14 protein-coding genes and 1 tRNA gene are annotated in these 18,678 nt (G+C 63.9%); 1 reads left to right on the forward strand and 14 read right to left on the reverse strand.

Annotation, left to right across the window (positions count from 1 at the left end):
* Positions 1-22: 22 nt before the first annotated feature.
* The 5 genes from SAS01S_RS02400 to SAS01S_RS02420 all read right to left on the reverse strand — a co-directional run bounded on the left by SAS01S_RS02400 (position 23) and on the right by SAS01S_RS02420 (position 6,054).
* Complete coding sequence (locus tag SAS01S_RS02400) at positions 23-991, reverse strand: alpha/beta fold hydrolase (RefSeq protein WP_066804239.1); 969 nt, start codon at positions 989-991, stop codon at positions 23-25.
* 211 nt (positions 992-1,202) lie between these two features.
* A complete protein-coding gene (locus SAS01S_RS02405; RefSeq protein WP_066804242.1) occupies positions 1,203-3,251 on the reverse strand; it encodes an alpha/beta hydrolase family protein in 2,049 nt (682 codons plus the stop codon).
* Positions 3,252-3,322: 71 nt separating this feature from the next.
* Complete coding sequence (locus tag SAS01S_RS02410; RefSeq protein ID WP_169804888.1) at positions 3,323-3,787, reverse strand: DUF2497 domain-containing protein; 465 nt, start codon at positions 3,785-3,787, stop codon at positions 3,323-3,325.
* Between the two features lie 46 nt (positions 3,788-3,833).
* Positions 3,834-5,339, reverse strand: coding sequence for a TolC family outer membrane protein (locus SAS01S_RS02415; protein ID WP_066804245.1), 1,506 nt, complete (start codon positions 5,337-5,339; stop codon positions 3,834-3,836).
* A 34-nt stretch (positions 5,340-5,373) separates the two neighbouring features.
* A complete protein-coding gene (locus tag SAS01S_RS02420) occupies positions 5,374-6,054 on the reverse strand; it encodes a protein-L-isoaspartate O-methyltransferase family protein (RefSeq protein WP_066804248.1) in 681 nt (226 codons plus the stop codon).
* 182 nt (positions 6,055-6,236) lie between these two features.
* On the opposite strand from SAS01S_RS02420, the gene SAS01S_RS02425 reads away from it, so the two are divergent.
* Positions 6,237-6,310, forward strand: a tRNA-Cys gene (locus tag SAS01S_RS02425).
* 25 nt (positions 6,311-6,335) lie between these two features.
* Here SAS01S_RS02425 and SAS01S_RS02430 read toward each other — a convergent pair.
* From SAS01S_RS02430 to SAS01S_RS02470, 9 genes are all read right to left on the reverse strand, one after another.
* Positions 6,336-7,226, reverse strand: coding sequence for an aldo/keto reductase (locus tag SAS01S_RS02430; protein WP_066804254.1), 891 nt, complete (start codon positions 7,224-7,226; stop codon positions 6,336-6,338).
* A gap of 39 nt (positions 7,227-7,265) precedes the next feature.
* Positions 7,266-7,652, reverse strand: a complete 387-nt coding sequence (locus SAS01S_RS02435; protein WP_066804256.1) for a response regulator — start codon at positions 7,650-7,652, stop codon at positions 7,266-7,268.
* Between the two features lie 66 nt (positions 7,653-7,718).
* Entirely contained in the window at positions 7,719-10,097 is a 2,379-nt protein-coding gene (locus SAS01S_RS02440; protein WP_084238425.1) for an ATP-binding response regulator, read from the reverse strand.
* A gap of 98 nt (positions 10,098-10,195) precedes the next feature.
* Positions 10,196-11,401 (reverse strand): EAL domain-containing protein, encoded by a 1,206-nt coding sequence (locus tag SAS01S_RS02445; RefSeq protein ID WP_084238427.1) that lies wholly within the window; start codon positions 11,399-11,401, stop codon positions 10,196-10,198.
* A 597-nt stretch (positions 11,402-11,998) separates the two neighbouring features.
* Positions 11,999-13,471, reverse strand: coding sequence for an efflux transporter outer membrane subunit (locus SAS01S_RS02450; protein ID WP_245656721.1), 1,473 nt, complete (start codon positions 13,469-13,471; stop codon positions 11,999-12,001).
* A 2-nt stretch (positions 13,472-13,473) separates the two neighbouring features.
* Positions 13,474-15,099 carry a DHA2 family efflux MFS transporter permease subunit gene (locus tag SAS01S_RS02455; RefSeq protein WP_066804262.1) on the reverse strand — a complete coding sequence of 542 codons (1,626 nt, stop codon included), beginning with the start codon at positions 15,097-15,099 and terminating at the stop codon, positions 13,474-13,476.
* Position 15,100: 1 nt separating this feature from the next.
* On the reverse strand, positions 15,101-16,225 hold the full coding sequence (locus SAS01S_RS02460) for an HlyD family secretion protein (protein ID WP_066804266.1): 1,125 nt from the start codon (positions 16,223-16,225) through the stop codon (positions 15,101-15,103).
* Complete coding sequence (locus SAS01S_RS02465; RefSeq protein ID WP_066804269.1) at positions 16,222-16,854, reverse strand: CerR family C-terminal domain-containing protein; 633 nt, start codon at positions 16,852-16,854, stop codon at positions 16,222-16,224. Before SAS01S_RS02465 ends, SAS01S_RS02460 begins: the two co-directional genes overlap by 4 nt.
* Before the next feature lie 94 nt (positions 16,855-16,948).
* Positions 16,949-18,604: an inorganic phosphate transporter gene (locus tag SAS01S_RS02470; RefSeq protein ID WP_066804271.1), complete on the reverse strand. Its 1,656-nt coding sequence runs from the start codon at positions 18,602-18,604 to the stop codon at positions 16,949-16,951.
* Between the last annotated feature and the right edge of the window lie 74 nt (positions 18,605-18,678).

The following is an 18,678-nucleotide window of genomic DNA, read 5'->3' on the forward strand; positions in this document are numbered from 1 at the left end:
ATTTTCCTCGATGCTGTTGCTGTCAGGAGGCAAGCGAGCGCCACAGCCGGTCGCCTTCTTCGACAATCACGTCGGGGCGTTCCTCCGGCCAGAAGAGCTTGGCCTTCTCCAGACGCCGCACTCCCAGCGATTTGGCAAAGGCACGATCGAGATAATCGGCGTTGTCGGGAGCGAAGATCGTGTCCGCCATGCCCCAGATAATCCGCGTCGGGATCGCGCAACGGCCGAGCATGGGTGTGATACCCGCGAGCGCATTGCGGCCCTGCGCAATTGCATGCGCCTCGACCTGGCGCCGGCGCTTCGGTGATGACAGCAGCGGCCCGAAATACATTTCGAGCGCCGCGTCGGACGGATTGGCCGGGTCGGTATAGCACATGCCGCCAAACTGATCGGGCGCGCGGGCATGAGCGCGGTCGGCCAGCCACGGCGCCAGCCATTGCTGGGCATAGTTGCCCTGCTTCGAAAGCTCGATCACCGGCAGCATGGCGGGCGGCGGACTTTGCCGTTCGGTATCGCAATTGGTCAGGATTAACGACCGGACCCGCGTCGAATGATGGACCGCCAGCAACTGTGCGACCGCCCCCCCACTGTCATTCGCGACGACATGCACGCGGCGAACCTTCAGCGCGTCGAGCAGCGACACGATCATCGCCGCCTGCGCGGGCGCACCCAGATCCTGCCCCTCTGCCACGTCGGTCGCGCCGAGACCCATGAAGTCCGGCACGATGCAGCGATAGGACAGATCGAGTTGTTCGCGTGCGTGCCGCCATTGGAAGCCGCACAACGGATAGCCGTGCAGCAACAGCACTTCGTCGCCGCCGCCGCTGTCGACATAGGCGATCGAGCCGAACGCCGTCCGGGCGAAGCGCTGACTGCCGCGCCACTCGGCCAATCTAGTTCGATCGGAATCGGGGCTGGCAAACGCCCGCCGCGAGATGCCCGCGAGCGCCGCCGTTGCCGCCGCTACCTTGATGAAATCCCTGCGATGCATAGTCGATGTCCGCGTCGTTTACGGACATCGCTTTGGACTGAGCGTCGTCGGCGGCGCTGTCGAAATCTTTAGCGATCTATACGTTGCAATCTCGCACCATGCTGGTCGTACACTTGCGGCATGAGAGTCCAGAGGCCCGCGCCGTCTTCGTCGGCATGCGCCCGCCTCCGCTACTCGGTGTTGATCCGCCGCTGTCGAGGAAAGGCGCGGGCTAGTTAGCGCCCTTCCCTGTCCACTTGCCCATCCAGCCGAGCACCTCACGATACCATTGACGGCTCTCCTTGGGGTTGAGCACCCAATGGCTGCCGCCCGGGAAGACGATCAGGCGCGACGGGATGTCGCGGCGCTGGAGCGCGGTGAAGGCGGCGATGCCCTGGGTGTAGGGAATACGGTAATCGCCCTCGCTGGTGATCACGAGCTGCGGCGTCTTCCACTTGTCGACCAGGTTGACCGGGTTCCACTTCTCGAACGCGGCCGGATCCTCGTAATAGGGATGCCCGCCATGCTCCCATTCGTCGAACCAGAGTTCCTCGGTTTCGTAGGCCATGGCGCGGGCGTCGAATACGCCGTCATGCTGGACGATGCACTTGAAGCGATCGGGCCAATTGCCCTCGATCCAGTTCATCATATAGCCGCCATAGGAAGCACCGAGCGCGCAAGCGTTGTTGCCGTCGAGCCAGGCGAACTTTGTCGTCGCGGCGTCGAGGCCTTTCTTTAGGTCCTCGAGCGGCCAGCCCCCCCAATTGTTGCGGATCGCGTCGCTGAAGCCCTGGCCGTACCCGGTCGAGCCGTGGAAATCGACGGCGACTAGGCCATAGCCGGCGCCGGCGAACAAGGCGGGGTTCCAGCGGTACGACCAGCTATTATTGCTCGACCCCTGAGGACCGCCATGGACCATGAACGCAATCGGCGCCTTGGTGCCCTGGGCAAGGCCGGCGGGCTTGACGGCATAGCCCCACACTTTGTCGTTATTCGCCCCGGAGAAACTGAACCGCGTGACCGTCGGCATGTCGATCCCGGCGAGCTTGTCGGCATTGACGCTGGTCAGCCGCGCGCTTTTCTTGCCCGCCAGCCAGTAGAAGTCGTCGGGCGCGGTCAGCGAGTTCATCGCATAGACCAGACCCTTGGCGGTCGGTACGACAGCGGAAACGTTGCCTTCCTGCGTCAACCGTGTCGGCTTGCCCGACTTGAGATCGATCGCAAAGATCGGCGTTTCCTGCGTATCCTCGGCGGTGACGTAGATGGTCTTGCTGTCGTCGCTCCACGCGATCGAGCCGACCGAGCGATCCCAGCCCTCGGTCAGCGCGCGCACTTGGCCACTCGCCAGATCGCGCACCATCAGCACCTGACGATCGGCTTCGTAGCCGGGGCGCTTCATCGCGAACCATGCGAGATATTTGCCGTCGGGCGATGCGGTGGGAAGATTGTCCATCCCGTCATTGGCGTCGGTCAGATTGGTCGGCGCGGCCGATCCGTCGGCGGGCGCCGCGAAGATATCGAGATTGGTCGATAGCGGCTCGATCCGGCCCGCCTCGCGCAAGGCGAAGAACACCGTCTTGCCGTCGGCCGACCACGACACTTCCTCGCCACCGCCGAATGGCTTGGACGGGGAATCGCCGACCAGCGCGCCTTCGATCGCTTTGCCGTAGCCGGTCGCCTTGCCGTTTGCCATCGGCAGCACGAACAGCTGCGATCGCGTACCGTCCGCCCAGCTTGCCCAATGGCGGATGAACATCTGGTCAAAAGTGCGGCCATTGCCGGCATCGTCGCGCTTCTTGACCATCGCCGGCTCGCTCGACGGCGCGCCGGGCAGGCGATCGGCCCAGATCAGCATCTTGTCTTCGGTCGGCGCGACCTTGAACCCACCGATCCCGCCCTTGAGGTCGGTGACCTGGGTCGGCGCGCCGCCGGCGACCGCGATCGCCCAGACATTGTCCTCGCCGCCCTTGTCGGACTGGAACCAGATGGTCTTGCCGTCATGCGAGAATTGCGGGCTGGTCTCGTTTACCTCCCATTCGCCGATCAGCTTTTCGGGTTTCGCACCCTTCGCGGTCAGGTCGAGCCGCCACAAGTCGTAACGCCCCTTGTCACCCGCCAGGTCGGTTTCTCGCTGCTGCCAGACCAGCCAATGGCCGTCGGGCGACACTACCGGCGACGAGACGCGGCTGAGCATCGTCACGTCCTCGATCGTCAGTTGGCGCGCGGTTGCAGGGAAAGCGAACGAAGCGAGCGCGACGCTCGCGAGGAGAAGCTTGTTCATGACGCGAGATAGAGCAGATGGGGGGTGCGCGAGCAACTACCCGTCGTACCGAAAACTCGCTTCGTCTCTGCTCAGCGCTGGCCGGTGATCCGGGCGATTTCCTTGGCGACCATCGTTTCGACCAGATCCGGCAGATTCGCGTCGAGCCAGTCGCGCAGCATTGGCTTCAACATCTCGCGCACCAGGCCTTCGAGCGTGTCGCTGCCCGCGACTTCGGGCTTGATGACGAGCCGCGACAGGCTGGCGAGCCGCGCGCGGCTGACTTCGGCTGCTTCATCAGAGATGATCTTTTCGGCAGGCACACCGGGCGCCGGCGTCGCGGCAACCGGCGTCGCAATCGACGCCATGTCCGAATCGGGCGCGGGCTCGTTTAACTCGAGCACGTCATCCTCTTCCGCGGCCCCGGCAGGAATCGGCTGAGGCGTCGGCCGCCGGCGCGCGCGCGACGCTCCGCCGGTTTCGACATCCTCGGCAATGATCCGTTTGATCGAGGACAGGATGTCCTCCATCGACGGCTCGGCGCTTACATCCCCCATAGGCGGCCTGCTTCCTGACGACGCACGAACCCGCGCAAATCGCGAGTTATTTGGTCTCGTTTGCGGGACGATCGGGGGCCGTGTCAACCGGGGCGTTCAACTGAGGGTCGAGCGGACGCTTTTGCGAGGAGTCCTGCGGCGGCGTATCGCGGGTGCTGGTGCCGATCGGCTTATAAGCCGGATCGATGTCCCAATCGCTCCATTTGCCCTTGACCCGCTTGTAGTTGGTCAGCGGATCGTAGAGCGTGCCACCCTCGAGACCGAGGTCGCGCGCTTCGGCCTGCCCCATCGCCGCGAGCAAGGCGAAGCCGGCGACATAGGCGTCGCGCTGCGCGGTCACCAAGGTCACCTGGCTGTTGAGCAATTCCTGCTCGGCGTTGAGGATGTCGAGGATGGTGCGGTTGCCGACGCTATTCTCGGCGCGAACGCCTTCGAGGCTCAGCTTGTTGGCCTCGACCGCGCGCTGCGACGAAGCGATCACCTCGAGCGAGGACTTCCAGATGGCGTAAGCCGAGCGCGCCTGCGCGATCACGCCGCGCTCGGTATCCGTCGCCTGTTCGAGCGCCTGTGCGCGGCGGGCCTGCGCCTGGCGAACCTGGGCCGACGGGCCGCCGCCCTGATAGAGCGGGACGGAGAATTGCAGTCCGACGGTGCCCGCCGATCCGGTTTGGCCCGGCTTTGGGCTGGTGCCGGAGCCGTATGAGCCCAGGTAATTGAAGTAATTGCCGCCGACGACGCCGCTCAGCGTCGGCAGCCGCGCGCCTTTCGCGGCATCAATGTCGAAGCGCGTGGCATCGCTGTTCCGCTGCGCTGCGAGCAGCACCGGGTTGTTCTTGAGCGCGACATCGACCGCGTCGTCTGGCGCATTGGGCAGGTTCGGCAAAGCGGGCGGATCTTCCAACTGGCCCGGCGGTGTCCCGACCACGCGGATATAGCTTTCCTTGCTCGAAATGAGCTGCGCCTGCGCCTGCTCCAGCTGGCCGCGCGCGACCGACAGGCGCGCATCGGACTGCGCGACGTCGGTGCGCGTCAGGTCGCCGACCTGGAAACGATCCTTGGCTGCCTGGAGGTTGACCTCCAGCACCTTCACGTTTTCCTTGTTCAATCCGACGATCGCCTCGTCGCGGATCACATCCATATACGCGCCGACCACGCCGACAAAAGTGTCCGATTCGGTGCCGCGCAATTGCATCCGGCTCGCTTCGACTCGCGTTTCCGCCCCTTTGATCGAGTTGCGGACGCGACCACCGCTATAAACCGGAACCGCCAGTTGTGCGTTCGCCTGAAGCTGGCGATCAGGCGACAACAAGCTGTTCTGGCTGCTGTTCAGCGCATTCTCGGTATAATTGCCCGAAACACCGACATTGGGACGTCCCTGCGCCTTGGCGATCGGGACGTTCTCATCGGATGCGCGGACATTGGCGCGCTCCGCCGCCAGTCCCGGATTGGTGTTGTACGCTTTGACGAGCGCTTCGCGCAGCGTGTCGGCGGCAGCCGGCGCGATAGCGACGGTCACCATGGCTACACCAGCAAGCAGGACGGAAACGCGCATCAAATCCCCATTTCTTTCAAAACGCCCATTTCTTTCAAAAGGCGAAGCCCCGCGGCGCCGAAAAACCGGGCAGCGCGACGCAATCCACGTCGGCGAAAGCGCGTAGCCCGAACGCTCCCTTGATCGTGCGCCCCGACGCGAGGCGCGATACGCCACGTTCGCGGAGCCCGGTCACGACACGCCCTCCGGAAGCAATCTGGCCGACCAGCGATTCGGGCAGTGCCTCGACACAACCATCGACGATCAACACGTCATAAGGCGCGCCTGCTTGATGGCCCTGATCGAGCGGCCCCTCCACCAACTCGACATTGTCGTACCCCTCCAGCGCGGCGCGGGCATGCGCGGCAAGGTCGGCATCGCTTTCGACCGCGACGACCGAGCGGACCAGGCCGGACAGCACTGCAGCGGTATAACCGCCGGCGGCGCCGATCAGCAGAACCTTGTCGGTCGATTCCAGATACGCCTCGGTCAACAATTTGCCGGTCGCGATCGGCAGATTGAGATAGCGGCCATTGCGAACCGCTACGGCGGTGTCGCGATAAGCCAGCCGCCGTGCGGCTTCGGGCACGAAAGCCTCGCGTGGGATCCTGCCCATCGCGGTCACCACACGCGGATCGTTAACCGCGTTAGTGCGCAACTGGCTCTGCACCATCGCATGGCGCATCGCCTCGAAGCTGACGTCGTCGCCGATCGTTTCTGGCGCCAAGTTGTTCATAGCCCGCCCAATCGCATAACTGTTTTACGTATGCAACACACTTCATGCCGCTCGGCTGCTATATGGTGCGCCGCGCCGCACGCCAACCCGCAATAGCGCATTAAATTATAGTCGTCATATAAAGCTGCTGTTGACTTGAGGCGGTCCGATGCGCAAAGCCCCGCGCCTTACCACGCCTACGAGGCCCGTTGGCGGAGTGGTTACGCACCGGACTGCAAATCCGTTTACGCCGGTTCGATTCCGGCACGGGCCTCCATCGACGCGCTTTTGCCGCCGAACGGTCAGGGTAGTTTTTTCCCCATCGATGCCTGCAGGACCGCATACCATTCGGCGCGCGTCCATTCGACTTCGAAGGCATCGCGCGCCTCGCGAATTCGCTCGACGCGCTGGCTGCCGACGATGGGAATGACCCGCGCGGGATGCGCCATCAGCCACGCATAGGCTGCCGCCGCCGCGGAGACACCATATTGCGCCCCCTTCCCCGCGAGCAACGCGGCAACCGGCCCGTCCTGGCCGAGCCGCCCTCCGCCGAGCGGCGACCAGGCCAGGACGGCGTGATCGCGTGCCATCGCCAGGTCGAGCGTGCCATCCCACAAGGGATCAGTGTGGAGCGGCGAGAATTCGGGTTGCGTGCTCGCCAGCGGAATCGTGAGAAAGCTTTCCAGCGCCGCGACCTGCGCCGGCGTGAAGTTGGACACACCGACCGCACGCGTCTTCCCGCTGGCGATCATTTTCTCAAGCGTTGCCGCCAATTCCTGTGGATGCGCGAGTAGATCGGGCCGATGGACCTGCCAGAGATCGACTTGTTCGACGCCTAGGCGTCGCAGCGACGCATCGAGCGCGCGATCGAGATAGGCGGGACTCGAATCGTACGGCACGCCAGGGATGATCCCTCCCTTCGTCGCCACCACCATAGACGCGCGCAATTCGGGCGCCTCGCCCAGCACGCGACCAAGCGCTGATTCGGCATCGCCGAATCCGCCGGTGCCGTTGAAGCCATAGATGTCGGCCGTATCGAAGAGCGTGATTCCGCTGTCGAGCGCCGCCTCGATCAGCGCGTGAGCGCCGGCGACGTCGTCACCGCGCAGCCGCCACATACCCCAGGCAATGGGTGAGACAAGGATGCCGCTTTTACCAAGCGGGCGTGATTCAGCGGAAGGACGTTCGATCATGGCAGCGCTCTTGCCACGGCTGTGGGCGAGCCGAAATGGCTAAAGGATCACATCCCCCTCGCCGCCGGCGAGAATGCGCCCCATCGCCTCGAACAGAGCGTCCATCGCCACCGGTTTGAACAGCACCTCATTGGCGCCGGCCGCGATGCAGCGTTCGCGCAGATCGATCGCGGTATCGGCGGTAACCACGATGATCGGCAACTTCGCCTTGGCATCGGGACGTCCGCGAATGCGTTGAATCGCGGTGATGCCATCCATCCCCGGCATACGCAGGTCGACCAACGCCATATCGAAATCGCGTTCTTCGATCAGTTTGAGACCGATCTCAGCGCTTTCCGCCTCGGTCATTGCCGCCCCCGCCACGTCGAGCATGTCGGCGACGACTCGCCGATTCATCGGATCGTCCTCGATGAAAAGCACGTTCATCGCAGCGACCTCATTTGGGCCGTCGGGCAAGGCATATCAGATAGCATGGTTGTTCCCCCTATCCGCCTACGCAGCCCGACTATCAACATCTTCATTTTGCGCTACCGAAACGATCGTCTGCACCAGTGCCGCCCCGGCAATCGGCTTGGCAATCACTTGATCTACGCCTGCTGCGGTTAACCGGGTGCGGTCAGTCGTTTCCGGGTTTGTCCATAGCAACGACACCGGTACACCGGCGAAACGCCCGATCGCGGCGTCCACATCCCCGTCCATGGCAATCGTCGCTTCGTCGGTGACGATCCGCCGGACGCCGCCCGCTTCGATCATCTGCGCCGCTTCGTCGATCGAGCCGGCCGCGATCAGCGTCGGGAAACGCGGCGCGAATAGGGTCTTTAGCATCGCGCGGCTGATCGGGTTCTTGTCGACGATGAGCAGTGCCTTGCCATGCTCGTGCTCCACCGCCGCGGCTTCATCCTCCTCGACGCGAACCAGCGGAACGGCCACGGTAAAGGTCGATCCCTCACCCGGAACACTCGCCACCGTGACGTCGCCGCCCATCGCCCGCGCGATGTTGCGGCAGATCGCCAGGCCCAGGCCGGTGCCGCCGAATTGACGCGTGGTGCCGGCGTCAGCCTGACGGAACGACTCGAAGATAAGTTCGAGCTTGTCCGGCGGGATGCCGATCCCGGTATCGCGGATTTCGATAGTCACGTGCGCGCCGTCGGCCCCCTGAATCACCCCCGACCGGACGTGAATATGTCCATTTTGGGTGAATTTCAGCGCATTGGAAAGTAGGTTGAACGCAATTTGCCGCAAACGCGCCGGATCGCTTTCGATCAGCGGCGGCGCCTCGCTGACGTCGAGTTCGAATTCAACACCCTTCGAGGCAGCCTGATCCTGCCACATGCGAGACACGTCACGCAGCATCGCCGCCAGATCCACCGGCGCGCGTTCAATCGTCAGATTGCCCGTCTCCATCTTGGCGACGTCGAGAATGTCGTCGACCAGCGCTCGCATCGATACGCCGGCGCCGTGCACCACGCCGATCCGGTCGCGCATCGCAGGATCGAGCCGTCGGTCTGCCAGCATCACCTGGGTCATCCCCAAAATGCCGTTGAGGGGCGTACGAATCTCATGACTGGTGGTGGCCAGGAATTCGGTCTTGGCGGCCAGCGCTTTGCCCAGTGCCGCATTGCTCGCTTCGAGATCGATGTTCGCCGCGCGGACCTCGTTGCGGCTGCGGCGAATCGTGACGAGGCCGAAGCCAAGCATCCCAACGATGACCACCGCGGTCACGCCCGATCCGATGAAAATCCAGAATTGCGTATTGGCCCGCGCCTTTTCGTATTCCGCACGCCGGTTGGCTTCGTCACGCTGCAGCTTGGCAATCTTGAGGCTTTGATTGGCCGAATCGAATCGCGCCGCCATCAGCGCCGTCGAGTGCGACGACACCAGCTTGGCATTGTCGTCGTCGAGCTTCTTCAACGCCACCAGGTGGATCAGCGCGTGCTGCGAATCGCCCAAGCGCTCGTAGATCGCGAACGCGGTTTTATGCGCCCGCCACCAGACCATCGTCGGGTTGCCGATATCGACCCCGGCAAAGGCGCGCTCGACCATGGTTCGCGCCTGATCGACTTTGCCGCGTTGCAGCGCTGCCTGTGCCGCCACCGCCCAGAATTGTGCGGCGGATCCGTCGCTGTCGCCTTTGCGCAACAACTGAAATCCCTGAGCGATCGTGCGGTCGGCAGCGTCTAGGTCGCCGGCAAGCAATTCGTTGCGCGCCGCGTTGCGCAGGATTTGCGCTTCGAGCACCGGGCTATCCATTGTCTCGGCGAGCTTGTACGCCGCGCGGAAATCGCGTTCTGCATCGGGATAGCGCGCCAATTCCATCAACGCGTCGGCGCGATTGTTGTAAATCGATACCAGCAGTTGCGGATCGCCCCGGTAGATATCGAGCGCCTGTCCGTAATATTTCAGCGCCGTATTATAGTCGTTCGCCTCCTGATAAAGCGCGGCGATGCTGAGCAGCGCGATCGATTGGCTGCGCGTATCGTCGATCGCACGATAGATCAGGAACGCTGATTGATAGTCGGCCAGCGCGGTGGCTACGCTAGCCGACGCGGCATGATAGCCCGCGCGCGACCGCAACACGTCGCCCTTGAGCTTGCTGGCCTTCGCGTCCTTGAGCGCGGCGTATGCGGCGTCGAGCAGCGGCCCCGCCGTCACGATGTCATTCAGGCGAAGATGCGCCTCGCCTTCCAGCCACTGCGCGGTGGCGATATCGATCACGCGATCATGCCCGTTGAGCCGTTCCGCTATCGCCCGCGCTTGCTTCGCCTTGGCGATGGCCTTTGCCGGGTCGGCGAGCATCGTCGCCTTGGCGTCGCCGATCGCGCTGTCGAATTGCGCGGCCGGGTCTCCTTGTGCGGACGCAACGACGGGCATCGCCAGAAAGGCAACAATGATCAACAAAAGTGCGGCAAACCGGCGAGTCATGACGGGGCAGTAATGACCTCCGCAGCGTTAAAACGGCTTTAAGCGCGTCACGCCAAGCGGCGGAATGCGGTTGCACGGAAACTGGCGCGCGCCGAATCGACCAAGGCGGCATCCTTATGGTCGCGCAGGAACTGGCGGAATGCCTCGATCTCGATGGGGCGGCTGATCAGATAGCCCTGGATCATGTCGCATCCCATCACGCTGAGCAGCGCTAGTGCCGCCGGCGTCTCGACCCCCTCGGCGGTCACTTCCATCTCCAGCGCGTGCGCGAGATCGATGGTCGACCGAACGATCAGCGGGTCGCGGTTGCTGCTGGTCAGCTGCAAGACGAACATCTTGTCAATCTTGAGCTCGCGCGCGGGGAGCTGCTTGAGATAGGCGAGGCTCGACAGCCCGGCGCCGTAATCGTCGATAGCGATCGCAATGCCGTGGTCGGCGAAGATATTGAGGTTGGCGATCGCGCTGACCGGGTCGCGAATCACCGAGGTTTCGGTGATCTCGAAACCGAGCGGCACGCCCCCCTTGTTGACCATTTCGCAAGCGCGCTTCACGAACGAGGTATTGCTTAGCAATTGGCCGGAGATGTTGACGAAGACCGTGATCTCCTGCCCATCGGCACGGAGATAATGCTGGTCGATTATAACCTGCTCGATCGTCCACAACGTCAGCCGGTCGATGTCGCGTGACGTTTCGGCCAGAGGGATGAAGTCGCTCGGCAGGATCAATCCGCGCGTAGGGTGGCGCCAGCGTACCAACGCCTCGGCGCTCGCGATCTCCTGGCGGCGGACATGCACCTTGGGCTGATATTGCAGGAACAGCTCGCCGCGATCCATCGCGCCCTTCAATTCGCGCTTCAGCGCGAGTTTGTCGACCATCGGATCGACCAGCGACAGATCGCGCAATATTAACTGGCTCTCGTTGCGCGACTGAACCAGCGCGTCCTCGGCCTCCTCGGCCAGACGGACATCGTCCAGCGTCCCCGGCGGCCCGGCCGCGATACCGATCGCGAAATCGATGTGATGCCGTTCACCGTCCAGGTCGAACGGCTCCGCCAGCGCCGCGCTGAGGCTGTCCGAGAATTGCTGGAGTTGGCCGGCGTCGGCAACGCAGGTTTCCACTTCGACCGTCCAGCGACCAATCACCGTTGCTACGACCCCAGGCATCGCGCCCGCGATTCGGTCGGCGATGTCGAACGCAATGTCGTTCGACCGCGCGACGCCGAGATGCCGGCGCAGGAAAGCCTGATTGGTCATTTGCGCAAGCGCCTGAACAGCCCAGGGTTTTGTGGCGGAGACCTGCGCGAACGGCGTCGCGGCGCCACGCATGCGACTCCGCGATGTCGAGGAAAGGCCAGCTTGGCCAACCGGTTCTTCCACCGGGCTGATCGGGGTGCGGTCGCGCGCCATCACCGCCCTGCTACCCCAAGGGCCTGAAAGAACTCTTAAGCTCGCCGGACTGAAGCTCAGGGAAAACACGTAACTGCCCGGAATCGCGATTGCTTTTGAGTTAAAAAACTATTAATAATTTGGCCGTGCCCGGGGTGGGCGCATTAGGAGTAAAGCAATGCTCGCGTTTCTCATTGCGCTCGTCCACGGCGAACTCATTCGTCCCTGGTAAAGCGATTTTAGACGACCCGCTTCCCACTGATTGCCTTGTTGATTCAACAAGTTGGCGGTGGAAGCGGGTCGCTCTTTATCTGGCCGGCTCGCTGTCTTGCCGCACCGCCGTCGCGACCGAAAGTCGCGCTAAATTAACCATTTATTAACTTTTTCGAATCGGCCGCTAACCATTGGCGCCCGCGGCAACCCCCGGCGCAAAAATTGGCCCGCCTGTGGCGCAACGCGCTCTCTTCAGCCGGTACTCGGCGCGCCTTCCGTCCATCCGCCACCGATCGCCTTGAACAAGGCAACTGACAGCTGCCGCAGCTGCGCGTCGCTATCCGCCAGGTTTTCCCGCGCGCGCAGGACGTCGACCTGCGTATTGATGACCGTATCCTGCGCGACCAATCCTGCCTGGTACCGTGCCACATCGGCGGCGGCGGTGCGGTCGGCATCGGCCAATGCCTGACGCAGCAGAGTATTACGACGGCGCTCGGCGTCGATCCGGCTCAACGGATCCTCGACGTCGCGCAGCGCCTGCAGCACCGTCAGGCGATAATCCTGATATGCTTGCTCGCGCTGCTCCTTGCGGACGCCGACCGTCGCTTTGCGCTTCCCCCAATCCAGCAGCGGAAACGTCGCCTGTCCGGTGCCGGTCAGCTGCAGGCTGTCGCCCGCAAACAGGCTGCCCAGCGAGGTGGAAATGAGTTGCGCCATCCCGGTGAGGCTGAATTTCGGATAGAGGTCGGCGACGGCAACGCCGATATCGGCGGTCGACGCGGCGAGGTTGCGTTCGGCCGCGCGAACGTCCGGACGGCGGCGGAGTAGGTCGCTGGGCAACCCGGCCGGAATCTCCGGCGTCGGAACCAGCGCGGGCAGCGCCCCGGACAATTCCGCCATCAACGCCTCTGGCGGCTGTCCGACCAAAACGCCGAGCGCATGCTTGCGCACGTCGAGGTCGGCCTTGAGCGGCTCCAATCGCGCGCGCGTCGCGGTGATGTTGCCGTTCTGCCGGGTGACGTCGATCGACGGTGTCAGGCCGACCTTGGCGATGTTGGAGGCGATCTGCAACGCCCTGCTCTGTCGGTCGATCTCGCTGTCGAGCACGGCGATCTGTTCCTGATCGAGGCGAAGCGCGAAATACGCGTCGGCGACTTCGGCCGCGAGCGTCACCGCGGCGTCGCGCCGGTTCCACTCGGCGGCCTCGGTTCGCGCCAGCGCCGCCTCGACGCCGCGCCGGCCACCGCCGAACACGTCGAGCTCCCAGCTCGCGTCGAAACCAATCGCGAAGGTCTTGATGCTGTCGCCGGGCAACGCGACGCCGGAAGGCGGTCCGCTGTTGCCGCCTCCCGAAAAGGCCCGCGCCAGCGTCGCGAAGCCGGCATTCTTACTGAACTTGACGTCGGTCGCGTTAGCGTCGGCATTGACGACGGGTTTGTACTGCGCACGTGCCTGGATTTCGCCCAGCCGCGCCTGACGCACGCGGCTGGCGGCGGATGCCATGTCCGGATTGTCCTTCAACGCGCGGTCGATCAGGTCGGTCAGCTTGGGATCGTTGAACGCCTCCCACCAACGCGCCGGATCGATCATCTGCCCAGGGGGCGGCGCGCCTTGCGGGCCGGCATAGGTCGCAGGCACCGCCAGATCAGGCTTGGTATAGTTCGGGCCGACGGTGCAGGCGGCGAGCGCCAATGCCGAGACGAGGAGGATCGATTTTTTACTCATCATCAATGTCCCATTCCGCCGCTCGCGCCCTTGCCCGAATTCATGAAGATGACGACCGGCAGCAAGATCAGGATTAGCACCATCAGCGACCGGAAGACGTCGAGGAACCCTAGCATCGCCGCCTGGCGCTGCACTTGTTGATAGAGGATCGCCTGGGGCAACATGGTCGGATCGCCCAACCCGCTGAACGCGCCCTGCGCCTTGGCCAGCCAGTCAGTATAATTGGGATCAAGCGGGTTAAGTTTCTGGACCAGCTCGGCCTGGTGCCGCTGCATCGCGCCGGCGAGCATCGATTGCGCCGCCGAGATGCCGATCGATCCGCCCAGGTTGCGCGCGACGTTGAGCAGGCTCGACGCTTGCGCGGTCTTGTTGCGCGGCAGCCCCTGATAGGCGACCGCGTTGATTGGCACGAACAGGAATGGCAGCGCCATCGCCTGATAGAGCCGTCCCATCGCGGCGTCGGCGAAGCTGATGTCGGGGCTGAAATGCGACATGTTCCACAGCGCCGCCGCTTGCACGAGCAGGGCCCCGCCGAGCAAAATCCGAGCATCGACCTTGCCCACCATTCGGCCCGCGAACGGCACGGCGACCAAGGTCGCGAGGCCGCCCAGCGTCAGCGCCAGCCCGGCATCGAACGAGCTGTAGCCCATCACTTGCTGCAGCATCTGTGGGATCAACTGGGTCGTGCCGAACAGGATCAGCCCGGTGATGCCCATGATCAGCGTGGTGATCGCGAAACTGCGGTTCTTGAACAATTTAAGGTCGACCACCGGGTCCTTGTGGTTGAGCTCCCAGAAGATCAACGCGACCAGCGATACCGCTGATATCGTCGCCGTGGCGACGATCAGTCCGCTGGCGAACCAATCCTCGCGCTCGCCGCGGTCGAGCGTCAGTTCGAAGAAGCCGAGGCCAAGCGCGACCAGGATCACACCGATATAATCGATGCGGAGACCACCCTCGAGCCGCTTCGCGCGATCGTCCTTCACCTGCTTGGGTTCGTCGACGAACAAGTCGGCGAGGATCCACGCGCCGATGCCGATCGGGACGTTGATCAGGAACACCCAATGCCAGCTCGACGTCTCGGTGATCCAACCACCGAGCGTTGGGCCTAGCACCGGGCCGACGACGACGACGATCGCGAAGGCCGCCATAGCCATGCCGCGTTGCCTGGGCGGGAAAGTGTCGACCAGCATTGATTGCTCGACCGGCGCCAGCCCGCCGCCGCCTATCCCCTGGAACACGCGCGCGATGACCAGGGTGGTGAGATTGGGCGCGATCCCGCAAACGAACGACGAGATTGTGAACAAGGCGATCGAGATGAGGAAATAGCGTTTGCGTCCGATCGCGTCGGACAGCCAACCCGAGATGGGGATGACGATGGCGTTGGCGACCAGATAGCTGGTCAGCACCCAGGTCGCCTGATCGATGGTGATCGACAGGCCGCCGGCGATATGGTCGAGGCTGACATTGGCGATCGAGGTGTCGAGCACCTCCATGAAAGTCGGCAGCGAGATGATCGCGACGATCAGCCAGGGGTTGAACCGCCCCGCCGCCGACCTGCCGTCATCCCAGCCGTCCTCGCTCGGCGCGGTCTTCGCCGCGCCGGCCGGCGCCGCGGCGCTCGCCACCTCAGCGCACCTTGACCGACGGCGACACCGACATGCCGGGGCCGATCGGGTAATTGCGGGGGTCCGGATTGCCGTTGCCGGTGACGAAGGTGATCCGCACCGGCACCCGCTGGACTACCTTCACATAATTGCCGGTCGCGTTCTGCGGCGGCAGGATGGCGAAGGCCTGGCCGGCGCCGCGCTGGATCGAATCGACCCGTCCCTTGAACTCGACATCGGGATAGGCATCGACCTTGATGGCCACCGGCTGGCCGACCCGCATGCTCTTGAGCTGCGTTTCCTTGAAGTTCGCGGTGATCCACATCGTGTCTGGCACGATCGCGAGCAACTGGCTGCCCGGCGCAACGTAGGATCCCTTGTTGACCTGCCGATTGACCACCTGACCCGACACCGGCGCGACGAGGCGGAGGTTGCCCAAGGTGACATTGGCCTGCGCCACCTGGGCGCGCTTGGCGGCGATGACAGCACCGGCGGCGTCAACCTGCCTGCGCGCGACGGCGATCTGCGCCTCCGAGCTTGCGATCTGGCGCCGCGCTGCGTCAGCCTGCGCCCGGGTCGAATTGGCATTGGCGCGCGCCTGGTCGAGCTGGGTCGAGGCTACTGCCGAGCGATCGATCTTCGCCAGATTCTGATAGCGGGCGAGGTCCTGCGCGGCCTTGACCGCGGCAGCTAGCGGGGCTTGCGCTTCCGCCGCCGATTGGTTGCGCGTGGCGATCGCGCTGCTGACCTGCGCCTGCGCTTGTTGCAGCTGCGCGAGCGCCTGATCCACCCCGGCGCGGGCTTCGTCGAGCTGCGCTTCGGGCCCCGACGGCTTGATCACCGCCAGCAACTGGCCGGCATTGACGTGGCGGTTGTCTAAGTCGGCGACATCGATCAGCGTTCCGGCCACTTCGGGTGCGATGCGAACGATATGCGCGTCGACGAATGCGTCGTCGGTCGCTTCGAATTGGCGTGAGTGCAGATAATAAAGCGTGCCGCCAACCACCGCGACCCCCGCCACCAGGACCAGCACCCAGAAAAACGGCCGGCGATAGATCGGGGTTGCATCCTTGGCCTTCTTGCCGTCGTCGTGCGCATCTGCATCGGGCTGATCGGCTGCGGGCTCGGGCTTGGTATCGTCGCTCATCGGCTTTCCTTTGCTTCCGCCGTAAGGGCATCGAGAATGGCATTGGTGTTGATCCGGATTCGCGCGCGGATTCGTTCGGCGAGCGCTGCGTCGATCGCCTCGACGTCAAGCACGCGCAGTACGGAGGCGCGTGCCGATCGCACGACCAGCACCTGGCCGAACAACGTCATCGTCGCGATTCGTGCCGCCTCGCTGTCGTCGATCCCGGCCCCGGTGCAGACGAACCGCACCAGCCTCCGCAGCATCTGGCCCATCGGGCCATCGAACAGCCGGGCAAAGGCGGCGGTGGGGTGCATCTGCTCCCGCACGATGAACAGACTCCAGTTCCGAACCTGCTGGTCGAGCATCTTGTCGAGCAACGCGCCCAGCACACGGTGAATGGCCTCGCGCGCCGCGACCGGATCTCCGTCGGCCACTTCTACCGCGAACGCGGGCGACATCGTCTCGCCCATTTGCTGCGCGATATAATCGGCGGCGGCCAGATAGAGCCCCTCCTTGCCACCGTAATGATAGGTGATCGAGGACATTGCCGTCCCGGCGGCCGCGGCGATTTCGCGCGTGCTGGCCCCTTCCAGCCCATGCCTTCCGAAGGCATCGACCGCGATATCGAGGAGTCGCTGCTGGACCATGCGCCGCCCATTAGTTCGTTCGAACGAACAAGCAACCTTTAAATTAAGGGGAGAGCAAAAATCCGCTCTCCCTCTCCCCGAAATCAGCCGGCCACTAGCTAACGAATTGCAGCAGGATCCAATATAGGCCGCCTGACAGGATCATCGCCGCCGGCAACGTCAACACCCAGGCGAGCACCATGTTCCGTATGGTCCGGAATTGCAGGCCGGCGCGATTGGCGAGGCTCGCTCCCGCGACGCCCGACGTCAGGATATGCGTGGTCGAGACGGGTACCGCCATCTTGTCGGCGAACGCGATCGTAACGCCGGCGACCAATTCCGCCGCCGCGCCCATGCCATAGGTGAGATGCGTCTTGCCGATCCGTTCGCCCACGGTCTTCACGATGCGCCGCCAGCCGACCATCGTGCCGAGGCCCAGCGCGATCGCCACCGCCAGCTTCACCCAGATCGGGATGTAGCGCGTGCCCTGTTCGAGATTCTTCTGATAACCGTCGATCGCCTTGAGCTCGTCGGGGCGGAACCGCGCGCCGGCGTCCTTCGCCTTGGAGATCAGCTTCGACGTGTCGAGCACGAGGTACATGTCGTTGCGTAGATTCCCGGTCGCCGCCGCGGGAACGTTGGAAATTGTCCCATAGCCCTGGATGCGATGGCTGATGTCGCCGGACAGCGTGGCGATTGCGCCATAGACCCGCGCATCGTCCGCTTTGCGCTGCTGAAGTGCGGTGATCAGCGTTGTGCGGGCATGGTCGGTGTTCGGATCGACGGTGCCGGCGCGCGATGCGAACGGCGCGACCCCGGTCCTCGCCGTCTCGATGAAGACCGCGCTGGCACTCGCCGGCATCGTGCGGTTGAGCGCATAAGCGGTCGGCGCGCAGCCGATCAGGATGAGCATGATCAAGCCCATGCCCTTCTGTCCGTCATTCGAGCCGTGGAAAAAACTGACCAAGGTGCAGGTGAAGATCAGTAGCGCGCGGATCGGTCCCGGCGGCGGCGCGTCGCCCTGGGGCGCCTCGTAGAGACTGGGCGTGCGGATCACCTTTTTTATCAGCGAGAGCAGCAGGAACGCGCAAGCGAACCCGATCAGCGGGCTCCAGAACAGCCCGGACAGCACGCCATAGGCCTGGCTCCAATCCACTCCGGCGGTGCCGCCTTTCGAGCCCGAGGAGATCAACTGATTGGCCAGACCGACACCGAGCACCGACCCAATGAGCGTGTGGCTCGACGAATTGGGCAGCCCGACATACCAGGTCGCGAGGTTCCACAGCACCGCCGCCAACAACAAGGCGAAGATCATCGCATAGCCGGCATTGGATCCGACATGCAGGACCAGATCGACCGGCAACAAGGTCACGATCGTATAGGCGACGGCCCCGGAAGACAGCAGCACGCCGAGGAAATTGAACGCCCCCGACCACATTACCGCCAGCGGTGCGGGCATCGAATTGGTGTAAATGACCGTCGCGACCGCGTTGGCGGTATCGTGAAAGCCGTTCACGAATTCGAACCCTAGCGCGATCAGCAAAGCGACGATCAGGAACGCAAAGACGTGCGTTGCCATCTGCTCGCCGACATGGCTAGTGTCGACCAGGATCGAATAGCCTGCATAACAGAGCGCGCCAACGATTAGCGCCGCGAAGACGAATTTCGCGATCGGATGGTTCGGCTGATCGAGACGCGGACCCCGCGCAGTCGGGCCGGCCTCGGCCGCAAGAGGCACGTGACCGGAATCGGCCGTCAAATCGGTAGCCATGTCGCCGCCCTGCACGGATCGTGTGACAGGCTTGTTACAGCCACGTCCCGTTGCGGGCCGGCATTGCCGATTTC

Source organism: Sphingomonas asaccharolytica NBRC 15499, from assembly GCF_001598355.1.
Taxonomy (GTDB): domain Bacteria; phylum Pseudomonadota; class Alphaproteobacteria; order Sphingomonadales; family Sphingomonadaceae; genus Sphingomonas; species Sphingomonas asaccharolytica.

Coding starts and splice junctions, on each gene's coding strand:
- SAS01S_RS02400 (WP_066804239.1), bottom strand. CDS start 991: ATGCATCGCAGGGATTTCATCAAGGTAGCGGCGGCAACGGCGGCGCTC.
- SAS01S_RS02405 (WP_066804242.1), bottom strand. CDS start 3,251: ATGAACAAGCTTCTCCTCGCGAGCGTCGCGCTCGCTTCGTTCGCTTTC.
- SAS01S_RS02410 (WP_169804888.1), bottom strand. CDS start 3,787: ATGGGGGATGTAAGCGCCGAGCCGTCGATGGAGGACATCCTGTCCTCG.
- SAS01S_RS02415 (WP_066804245.1), bottom strand. CDS start 5,339: ATGCGCGTTTCCGTCCTGCTTGCTGGTGTAGCCATGGTGACCGTCGCT.
- SAS01S_RS02420 (WP_066804248.1), bottom strand. CDS start 6,054: ATGAACAACTTGGCGCCAGAAACGATCGGCGACGACGTCAGCTTCGAG.
- SAS01S_RS02430 (WP_066804254.1), bottom strand. CDS start 7,226: ATGATCGAACGTCCTTCCGCTGAATCACGCCCGCTTGGTAAAAGCGGC.
- SAS01S_RS02435 (WP_066804256.1), bottom strand. CDS start 7,652: ATGAACGTGCTTTTCATCGAGGACGATCCGATGAATCGGCGAGTCGTC.
- SAS01S_RS02440 (WP_084238425.1), bottom strand. CDS start 10,097: ATGCCCGTCGTTGCGTCCGCACAAGGAGACCCGGCCGCGCAATTCGAC.
- SAS01S_RS02445 (WP_084238427.1), bottom strand. CDS start 11,401: ATGACCAATCAGGCTTTCCTGCGCCGGCATCTCGGCGTCGCGCGGTCG.
- SAS01S_RS02450 (WP_245656721.1), bottom strand. CDS start 13,471: ATGAGTAAAAAATCGATCCTCCTCGTCTCGGCATTGGCGCTCGCCGCC.
- SAS01S_RS02460 (WP_066804266.1), bottom strand. CDS start 16,225: ATGAGCGACGATACCAAGCCCGAGCCCGCAGCCGATCAGCCCGATGCA.
- SAS01S_RS02465 (WP_066804269.1), bottom strand. CDS start 16,854: ATGGTCCAGCAGCGACTCCTCGATATCGCGGTCGATGCCTTCGGAAGG.
- SAS01S_RS02470 (WP_066804271.1), bottom strand. CDS start 18,604: ATGGCTACCGATTTGACGGCCGATTCCGGTCACGTGCCTCTTGCGGCC.